This is a genomic window from Saccharomonospora cyanea NA-134, assembly GCF_000244975.1.
GTDB lineage: Bacteria > Actinomycetota > Actinomycetes > Mycobacteriales > Pseudonocardiaceae > Saccharomonospora > Saccharomonospora cyanea.
The window spans coordinates 2,885,054-2,894,531 of record NZ_CM001440.1; the positions used below are offsets into that span (position 1 = coordinate 2,885,054).

General features: G+C 67.9%; 7 protein-coding genes. 5 read left to right on the forward strand and 2 right to left on the reverse strand.

All coding sequences use genetic code 11. From position 1 onward, the window contains the following. Positions 1-197 precede the first annotated feature (197 nt). Both SACCYDRAFT_RS13615 and eutC read left to right on the forward strand, forming a co-directional pair. Positions 198-1,604, forward strand: coding sequence for an ethanolamine ammonia-lyase subunit EutB (locus tag SACCYDRAFT_RS13615; RefSeq protein ID WP_005456950.1), 1,407 nt, complete (start codon positions 198-200; stop codon positions 1,602-1,604). Next, on the forward strand, positions 1,601-2,425 hold the full coding sequence (gene eutC / locus SACCYDRAFT_RS13620; protein ID WP_005456952.1) for an ethanolamine ammonia-lyase subunit EutC: 825 nt from the start codon (positions 1,601-1,603) through the stop codon (positions 2,423-2,425). Before SACCYDRAFT_RS13615 ends, eutC begins: the two co-directional genes overlap by 4 nt. A gap of 74 nt (positions 2,426-2,499) precedes the next feature. Here eutC and SACCYDRAFT_RS13625 read toward each other — a convergent pair whose 3' ends face one another. Then, positions 2,500-3,504, reverse strand: coding sequence for a TerC family protein (locus SACCYDRAFT_RS13625; protein ID WP_005456954.1), 1,005 nt, complete (start codon positions 3,502-3,504; stop codon positions 2,500-2,502). 429 nt (positions 3,505-3,933) lie between these two features. Between SACCYDRAFT_RS13625 and SACCYDRAFT_RS13630 the strand changes: the two genes are divergently transcribed. Next, positions 3,934-4,815 carry a manganese catalase family protein gene (locus tag SACCYDRAFT_RS13630; protein WP_005456955.1) on the forward strand — a complete coding sequence of 294 codons (882 nt, stop codon included), beginning with the start codon at positions 3,934-3,936 and terminating at the stop codon, positions 4,813-4,815. Positions 4,816-5,060: 245 nt separating this feature from the next. Here the strand turns inward: SACCYDRAFT_RS13630 and SACCYDRAFT_RS13635 are convergent, their stop codons facing one another. Then, positions 5,061-6,080 carry a DNA topoisomerase IB gene (locus SACCYDRAFT_RS13635; protein WP_005456957.1) on the reverse strand — a complete coding sequence of 340 codons (1,020 nt, stop codon included), beginning with the start codon at positions 6,078-6,080 and terminating at the stop codon, positions 5,061-5,063. Between the two features lie 375 nt (positions 6,081-6,455). On the opposite strand from SACCYDRAFT_RS13635, the gene SACCYDRAFT_RS13640 reads away from it, so the two are divergent. Beyond that, positions 6,456-7,325: a peptidoglycan DD-metalloendopeptidase family protein gene (locus SACCYDRAFT_RS13640; RefSeq protein WP_005456959.1), complete on the forward strand. Its 870-nt coding sequence runs from the start codon at positions 6,456-6,458 to the stop codon at positions 7,323-7,325. A 301-nt stretch (positions 7,326-7,626) separates the two neighbouring features. Continuing rightward, the gene (locus SACCYDRAFT_RS13645) at positions 7,627-9,417 is read left to right on the forward strand and encodes a thiamine pyrophosphate-requiring protein (RefSeq protein WP_005456961.1); all 1,791 of its coding nucleotides are present in this window, start codon (positions 7,627-7,629) and stop codon (positions 9,415-9,417) included. Positions 9,418-9,478: the final 61 nt, after the last annotated feature.

The following is a 9,478-nucleotide window of genomic DNA, read 5'->3' on the forward strand; positions in this document are numbered from 1 at the left end:
GCAGGGAACCGGTGTCCGGAGGTCGCGCTCCGAAATGGTCGGCATTCGACATGTCGACCAGTCCCCCGATCAGGCGTACGGATATCCGGAATCGTCGATCGGCCGAATGTTTCCCCGCTCTTTCCGCGAGGTTGGATCACCACGGCTGACGTACCATACGAAATTCAGCGTCCGTCCGTGCCGAGAAAGCGAGGGGCGTGTACAGCCAGCAGATCCGAGGGATCAACCACACGTTCCCCAGCCTGGTCGAGGTGATGGCGAAAGCCACGCCCCGGCGGTCGGGCGACGAACTCGCCGGTTGCGCCGCGGAATCGGATCGTGAGCGCGCCGCCGCGCAATGGGTGCTCGCGGACATTCCGTTGACCACTTTCCTGAACGACGCCCTGATCCCCTATGAGGACGACGAGGTCACCCGGCTGATCATCGACGGTCACGACGCGGCGGCGTTCGAGCCCGTGTCACACCTGACCGTCGGAGGGTTCCGGGACTGGCTGCTCGCCACCGCCGCGCGCGAGGGCGGGGGCACGGCACTGTCGGCGCTCGCCGCGGGCCTGACACCGGAAATGGTCGCCGCGGTCTCCAAGGTGATGCGCAACCAGGACCTCATCGCCGTGTCCCACGCCGTCACCAACACGTCCGCGTTCCGCACGACCATCGGCCTTCCGGGCAGGCTGAGTACCCGGCTGCAACCGAACCATCCGACCGACGATCCGCGTGGAATCGCCGCCGCGGTACTCGACGGGCTGCTCCTGGGATGCGGTGACGCGGTCATCGGGGTCAACCCGGCCGGTGATGCTCCCCGCCGCACGGCCGACCTGCTGCGCCTGCTCGACGAGATCCGCGAACGGTACCGGGTTCCCACGCAGTCCTGCGTGCTGACGCATGTCACCACCACGATCGACCTGATCGACGAGGGCGTTCCGGTGGACCTGGTGTTCCAGTCGATCGCCGGGACCGAGGCCGCGAACCGCGGTTTCGGCATCTCCCTCGACCTGCTGACCCAGGCCCACGACGCGGGCCGCTCGCTGCGGCGCGGGACGGTCGGGAACAACGTGATGTACTTCGAGACCGGGCAGGGCTCGGCACTGTCCGCCGGGGCCCACCTCGGTGCCGGTGGCAGGCCCGTCGACCAGCAGACGTTGGAAGCCCGGACCTACGCGGTCGCCCGAGCCTTCGAACCACTGCTGGTGAACACCGTCGTGGGGTTCATCGGGCCGGAGTACCTCTACGACGCCAAGCAGATCATCCGAGCCGGGTTGGAGGACCGGTTCTGCGGCGCGCTGCTCGGCCTGCCGCTGGGGGTGGACGTCTGCTACACCAACCACGCCGTCGCCGACCAGGACGACATGGACGTCCTGCTGACGCTGCTCGCGGCGGCGGGCTGCGCGTTCGTCATCACCGTGCCCGGTGCCGACGACGTGATGCTGGGGTACCAGAGCCTGGCCTTCCACGACGCGCTCTACGCTCGCCGGTTGCTGGGACTGCGCCCCGCACCGGAGTTCGAACGGTGGCTGCGAGGTCTGGGCCTGGCCGACGACCTCGGCAGGGTGCTTCCGACCACGTTGGACGCCTCACCCCTGCGAGAGCTGGTGAGCGGGCTGTGAACGAACCGAATCCCGTGACGGGTGGGGAGTCCACCCCCGTGGACGCGTGGCTTCCGCTGCGACGGCTCACCCAGGCTCGAATCGGTCTCGGGCGCACCGGCGACGCCGTTCCGCTGCGGCGAGTGCTCGAGTTCCGGGCCGACCACGCCAACGCCCGCGACGCCATCCACCAGACCGTCGACATCCCCGCGTTGTGCGCCGACGTGGCCGCGCTGGGCGCGGGCGAGCCCACCGTCGTGCACAGCCAGGCCCGCGACCGGGAGGAGTACCTGCGCCGACCCGACCTCGGCCGCGTCCCCGTCGACCCTGACGCGGTGGCTCCCGACGGAGCGGACGTGGGGATCGTGCTCGCTGACGGCCTGTCCCCGAGGGCGCTGGCGGTCCACGGAGCACCACTGTTGTCCGCCCTGGTGAACGAACTGAGCCCGGTGTGCTCGGTCGCCGCTCCGGTCGTCGCCACGCAGGCCAGGGTGGCGATCGGCGACCACATCGGTGCGGCACTCGGCGTGACCACCGTGCTCGTCGTGATCGGGGAACGTCCTGGTCTTTCGGTCGCCGACAGCCTCAGCGTCTACCTGACCCACCAGCCGCGTCCAGGCCGTACCGACGCCGAACGCAACTGCGTGTCGAACATTCATCCACCGGACGGTCTCGCCTACGCACAAGCCGCCGCCATCGTCCTCCGGCTGGTCACCGGGGCCAGGAAACTCGGCCGGTCGGGGGTGACGCTGAAGGACGACGGCAACGCGGACGCGCTGCTCGAAGACACTACGAGCTCCAGTGGGAGTCTGGAGTCGTCCTCGAGCGGCGACGACGCATAGGCGCGGCCCGGACGCGTGCCTGCGGCCGTGACGAGGCCGGGCCCTGGCAGGGGTGAGCACGCCAGGGTGCACGATCACTTCTCGACCGTTTCGTCCTCCCTTCGGCGCCGGGCGTAGATGCTGGTGAGCGTGACGGTCGCCAGGATGGCCACGATGGCGAGCAGGGACACGAGGGTGGGGATCTCCGGCACGCTGGGCCAGATGCCGTGAGCCCAGTGCAGCACCAGTTTGACGCCGATCAGTGCCAGGATGATGGCGAGACCGTAGTTGAGGTGCGCCAGCTTGCGCAGCGTCGAGCGCAGCACGAAGTACAGCGCGCGCAGTCCCAGAAGCGCGAAGGCGTTGGTGGTGAAGACCAGGTACGGATCCTCGGTGATGCCGTAGACGGCGGGAACCGAGTCAACCGCGAACACCACGTCGGTGGCGAAGATCGCCACCACGACCACGGCGAACGGCGTGAGCATGCGCCGTCCACCCTCCTGCACCGTCAGCCTGCTGCCCCGGTAGTCGTCGGTGACCGGCATCAGCCTGCGCAACAGCCGCACCGAGCGCATCTCCGAGATGTCGGGGCCCTCGTGCCCCCTCCCGCGCACCTCGTCCTTGAGGATCTTCACCGCGGTGACGACCAGGATCGCGCCGAACAGCAGGAACGCCCAGGTGCCTGCCTGCAGGATCGCCGCCCCCAGCGCGATGAACACTCCGCGCAGCACCAGCGCGCCGACGATGCCGTAGAGCAGCGCCCGCTGTTGCAGCGCCTCCGGCACCGCGAACGCGGTCAGCAGGAGCATGAACACGAACAGGTTGTCCACCGACAGCGACTTCTCCACCAGGTATCCGGTGAAGAACTCCAGTGACTGCGTGCCGCCGTAGTCGACCCACAACCACAGTCCGAACAGCACCGGCAGGACGACGTAGAACACCGACCAGCCGACCGCTTCCCCGAGTTTCACCTCGTGCGGACGGCGAGTGACGGCGAAATCCATGACCAGCAGCCCCAGCAGAACGGCAATGCTGATCGCCCACAACAGCGGGGACCCGACCGACTCCGGCGCACCGGGGGGCGCAGCAGCGCTGAGCACACGAACCTCCTCGAACACGTTTTCGTTTGAGGTCTCCTTCGCCGCCACGGGCAGCCGCCCGGGGGCACCAGTGGATGCCCGTACTGACCAGGTCGACTCGAGGAAGTACTCCCCTCGCCCGACAGTATGAGGCAAACCGGACACCGCGGCCAGTCCTCACCGACGGGAGTTACCCGGCCAACTCCGGGTCGTCGTAACGCAGGCGACCGGTCCGTACCGACACTCGTGCGAGGTCCTCCGGGTGCGGCCCGGGGCCGTTCGATGTCGAGTCCGTGGTGGTACGGACACGAGGAGCCTCGGGTTCATGGCTGCCGGGTCACCGCGCAGCCGAACGGCCAGAGCCGGTTTAGGCACCACCTCAGAGGGAATGACCTCAACTGCCTCACCGGGGAAACGGTGCCCAGCGAAGACGAGGAGAGGATCCCCCCGATGTTCTTTCACCGGCAGGAGTTGCAGTACAAGGCGACCCCGGACCAGCCTGACGCCGTCTACGCACGGAAGCTGCAGGAGGTTCTGGGCGGCCAGTACGGGGAGATCACGGTAGCGATGCAGTACATGTTCCAGGGCTGGAACATGCACATCCCGGGCAAGTACCGGGACCTGGTGTTCGGCATCGGCGCCGAGGAGTTCGGACATGTGGAGATGCTCGCCACCATGATCGCTCAGCTGCTGGAGAAGTCACCGCTGGGCATCACCGAAGAGGCCGTCCAGGCCGACCCGGCCGTGGCGGCGGTCATCGGTGGCACGGACCTGCAGCACGCGATCGTGGCGGGTGCCGGTGCCCGCCCTGTCGACAGCATGGGCAATCCGTGGCAGGGCACCTACATCACGGCGAGCGGCAACCTGCTGGCGGACTTCACGTCGAACGCCAACGCCGAGATGCAGGGACGACTTCAGGTCGCCCGCCTGTACCACATGACGGACGACCACGGTGTGCGGGACATGCTGGCCTTCCTGCTGGCGCGCGACACCATGCACCAGAACCAGTGGATAGCCGCGGCGGCCGAACTGCGGGAGGAAGGCGCCGAGAACCTGCCGGTGCCCAGCAACTTCCCGCAGAACAAGGAACACCGGGAGGTCTCGTACCAGTACCTGAACTTCAGCGACGGGCAGCGGGCATCCGAAGGGCCGTGGGCGTCGGGGCCGACTCCGGACGGTAACGGCGAGTTCAGCTACCACGAGGGTCCCACGACCAGCGCCCCCATGCCGCCCCCCACCCATCCGGACTCGCGGTTCTACGGCACCACGGAGTTGCCCAACACCATGGAGAAGATGGCCGGGGCGACCCAGGACAAGCTCAAAAAGGAATGACGAACGGACCCTCGGGGCCGCCGACATCGCTCCATCGAGGCCGCGCCGACACACTCGGCGCGGCCTCCCGGTGTCCAGGGGGCAACCGCTGCGACGGACCGGAGGCGGCAGACGCGAACGGGAGGGACTTCGTCGGTCGCCTTGGCACGCATCGGCACAGAAAGCAGGATTCCTGTCACCAAGTGCTGTGACGGTGTGGGCCCCCTGGGTGGGTGGGTTCTTCGGCCCGCTCCGCCGTTCGAGTCTCACCGATCGATCTTCTGAATCATACGGATCACCGCGCGTTCCAAGCGGGCACGGTTCGCCTCGTCGAGGCATCCGGCGCTGCCCACCGAGCGTATGCTGCGGGCGATGGTCGTGCCCTCGCCGAAAGCCCTGATCACGCGAGGATCCACGTACGATCGCCGGGCGACGGCGGGCGTGTTGCCGAGTTCCTCGGCGACTTCCCTCATCACCGACGCCACGGCCCGCTTGTGCGCGCGTTGGGAGCGCGGCACGTCCATGGTGCCGAACGCGACCGCGGCCAGCACGGTGGCGTTCCACGTGCGCAGGTCCTTGACGGTGAACTCCTCCCCGGCGAGTTCCTTGAAGCGCTCGTTGATCTCGTCCGCGCGCACTTCGTGCCAACCGTCCGCGGACCGGTGGACCAGCAGTCGGTCGCTCCCGGAACGGCACCGCCGCAGCGACGCGAGCACCCGGCGTAGGGCCGGGTCGTGCAGTGACACGGTGGCGTCGACACCGCCCTTGGCGGGGAACCGGAACAGCAACTCGTCCCCGTGGATTCGCACGTGCTCACGCAACAACGTCGCGGCGCCTCGCGAGCCGTTCCTCTCCGCGTACTCCTCGCTGCCCACCCGGAACACGCCCACATCGATCATCCGCAGTGCCGTCGCGAGGATCCGCCGCCGCTCGAACCCACGACCGGCGAGATCGGCCTCGATACGTGCACGGACCTCGGGCAGGTGTTTCCCCAGGGCCAGGGCACGGTCGTGTTTCTCCTCGTCGCGGGCGCGGCGCCACTCGGAGTGGTAGAGGTACTGGCGCCGACCCGCGTCGTCGTAGCCGACGGCCTGGATGTGCCCGTCCGGGCTGGGGCAGATCCACACCTTCCGCCACGCGGGCGGCACCGCGAGGCTCCGGATGCGCGCGAGTGCCTCCGGGTCACGGAGCGGCTGCCCGTCCGGGGCTCGGTACTCGAATCCACGGCCTCGCCTGCGCCTGCGCACCCCCGGAGACGACAGATCACTACGGGTGAGTCGCACCATCACACGCCCCGTCTCCGCGTGACCGGCACCTGACGCGGGGTGGAAACCGGTCCCGACTGCTCATACCTCACCCTCTGTGTCCATCGTGTTCGCATGACCGCCCCTGCGGTCACCCCGTCGGATTACCAGTGAGGGTCGACGGTAATCGTGAACGCGCCGGGGAAACGCCCCGCGGCGGCGGACCGCTCTCTGGGCGGGAACCCGCCTGCTCCCACGCTCGGTTCCGGACCGGACGAAACAGTCATTCTGCGGCAGACGTGAAATTCGCGTTTCGACAGCTACGTCAATCACGGCGATTTTCGATTCTTCTATTTCGCCGTACCACTCCGGCTTCCTTGTCGTTGTATGGACACCCCGCACCAGATTGGAGTCGGAATGGCCAGACTGACGAACTGGAAGAAAACCGCAGTCGGGGTCGCCGCGGCGGCTCTCACCGCTGCGGGACTCACGATGGTGTCCACCGCACCGGCCAGCGCCGCGGCACGTGACGGTGTCTGCAACAGCGGCGAGTTCTGTTACTACTACAACAGCAACAACGAAGGCTCGGTCTCGGACTTCACGGGCTCACTGGCCAATTACGGGAGCACCCAACCCACCTGCTACGAGTTCAAGGGCGCAGGCAACGGCCAGGGGCTGTGCGTCAAGAACAACGCCGCGTCGGTGTGGAACCGCAGCGGCGTCAAGGTCCGGGTGTACTACAACTCCTACTACGGCGGCGCGTACCAGGACTTCGCCCCCGGCGCGAAGGGCAACCTCAACGCGACGTTGAAGAACAACAACGCCTCGCACCAGTTCAACCCCGGCACGACGGGTCAGTTCTGGTTGCCGTTCCCCTGTGGCGAGACGTGGGAGGCCGGCACCCGCACCAACCACAACCCACAAAACTCCGTGGACTTCAACCACTACCCGGAGGACAACGGCTGGAAGGTCTACGCCTCCGCCCCCGGCACCGTGTCCAGGGTCGCCAACACGGGCAGCACCTCCTACGGGCGCTACATCGTGATCGACCACGGCAGCGGCTGGCAGACGCTCTACGCGCACCTGAGCTCGCAGGACGTCTCCGTCGGTCAGCGCGTCACCGAGAAGACGATGATCGGCCGGGTCGGCAGCACCGGTGGCTCCACCGGACCGCACCTGCACTACGAGCAGAAGCTCAACGGCGCGGCGCAGAAGGTGAAGTTCCGTGACGGCAGCCCCATCTACTGGGGTAAGACCAACCTGCGGCGCACGACCAACTGTCCCTGAGCACACCGCCGCGGCGGGGTGTCGCCACACCCGACCACACGTGGCGACACCCCGTGCGGTCGTGAACCACCGCGATCTCCCACGTAGCCGCGTGTTTCCAGTGAACACGACCACGACCGGAATCGACACCGGTGGACACCCGAACCATGGCCGCATGCGGAGTCCGCGGCGACCCACGTCCCGCCGCCGGTCCCGCGACCGGATCACCGGCCAGGGTGATTGAACAGGACCCGACCGGGTAGCCGTCTCCTCGGCAGCTCTTCCCAACCGGAAGCGCGGTACACGGTGAGGAGGCACATCGATGACCGACACGGTCGGCGACTACCTGCTGCGACGGCTGCGGGAATGGGGCGTGGCCCAGGTCTTCGGCTATCCCGGCGACGGCATCAACGGCATCGTCGCCGCGTTCGGGAAAGCGGACAACCAACCGCGGTTCGTGCAGTCGCGACACGAGGAGATGTCCGCCTTCCAGGCCGTCGGCTACGCGAAGTTCAGCGGCAACGTGGGTGTGTGCATGGCGACGTCCGGCCCGGGTGCCATCCACCTCCTCAACGGCCTGTACGACGCGAAGCTCGACCACGTGCCCGTCGTCGCCGTCGTCGGTCAGACCGCGCGCAGCGCGATGGGCGGCAGCTACCAGCAGGAGGTCGACCTCCAGTCGCTGATGAAGGACGTCGCGTCGGAATACCTGGTGGAGGTCAACGTCGCCGAGCAGTTGCCCAACGCCCTCGACCGGGCGTTCCGCACCGCGCTGTCGCGCAGGGCACCCACCGCGCTGATCATCCCGGCGGACCTGCAGGAGCAGGAGTACACACCGCCTCAGCACGTGTTCAAGCAGGTGCCGTCGAGCCCGCCGAGCACACCGAAGGCGGTGCTGGTTCCCCACGAGGACGAACTCGCGCACGCCGCGGAGGTGCTGAACGCGGGCAGCCGGGTGGCGATTCTCGCCGGGCAGGGCGCACGTGACGCCACCGACGAGCTGAAGCAGGTCGCCGACCTCACCGGTGCGGGTATCGCGAAAGCGTTGCTGGGCAAGGACGTACTCTCGGACGAGCTGCCGTACGTGACCGGCTCGATCGGTTTGCTCGGCACCCGGCCGAGCTACGAGCTGATGCGCGACTGCGACACGTTGCTGATCGTCGGGTCCAACCTGCCCTACTCGCAGTTCCTGCCCGAGTTCGGTCAGGCGCGGGCCGTGCAGATCGACATCGACGGCGGCATGATCGGCATGCGGTATCCGACCGAGGTCAACCTCCTCGGCGACGCCAAGGCGACGTTGCGTGCGCTGCTGCCGCTGTTGCGGCGCAAGACCGACCGGTCGTGGCGGGACACCGTCGAGCGCAACGTCGCCGACTGGTGGACCACTCTTCGAGACCAGGCGATGCTCGACGCCGACCCGGTCAATCCGATGCGCGTGGTGCACGAGTTGTCGGAGCGGATTCCGCAGAACACGCTGGTCACGGCGGACTCCGGGTCGTCGACGAACTGGTTCGCCCGCAACCTGAAGCTGCGTGACGGCATGCGGGCCTCACTGTCGGGCACCCTCGCCACGATGGGCCCGGGCGTGCCCTATGCGATCGGCGCGAAGTTCGCCCACCCCGACCGGCCCGTCGTGGCACTCGTCGGTGACGGCGCGATGCAGATGAACGGCATGGCGGAACTGATCACGATGTCCCGCTACCGGCACCTGTGGCAGGACCCACGGCTGGTGGTGTGCGTGTTCAACAACCGGGACCTCAACCAGGTCACGTGGGAGCTGCGGGCGATGGGCGGCGCACCGAAGTTCGAGGAGTCGCAGAACCTGCCCGACGTCTCCTACGCCGAGTTCGCCAGACTCGTGGGTCTTCAGGGCATCACCGTGGACGACCCGGCCGAGCTGGGCCCCGCCTGGGACACGGTGCTCGCCGCCGACCGTCCCGCCGTGCTGGACGTGCACTGCGACCCGGAACTGCCGCCCATTCCCCCGCACGCGACGTTCGACCAGATCAAGTCGATGACGGAAGCTCTGCTGAAGGGCGACCCGAACGCCTGGCACGTCCTCGTGCAGGGGGCCAAGACGAAGGCACAGGAGGTACTTCCGGGAACGCGGTGACGAACACCGTCGTGCGGACCCGGTGACGCGGAGGACGGCCACGGCTTCCCACGGGCGGAGT

Excerpts from the sequence above, each read along its gene's own strand:
- SACCYDRAFT_RS13630 (WP_005456955.1), top strand. The coding sequence starts at position 3,934 with ATGTTCTTTCACCGGCAGGAGTTGCAGTACAAGGCGACCCCGGACCAG.
- SACCYDRAFT_RS13635 (WP_005456957.1), bottom strand. The coding sequence starts at position 6,080 with ATGGTGCGACTCACCCGTAGTGATCTGTCGTCTCCGGGGGTGCGCAGG.
- SACCYDRAFT_RS13640 (WP_005456959.1), top strand. The coding sequence starts at position 6,456 with ATGGCCAGACTGACGAACTGGAAGAAAACCGCAGTCGGGGTCGCCGCG.
- SACCYDRAFT_RS13645 (WP_005456961.1), top strand. The coding sequence starts at position 7,627 with ATGACCGACACGGTCGGCGACTACCTGCTGCGACGGCTGCGGGAATGG.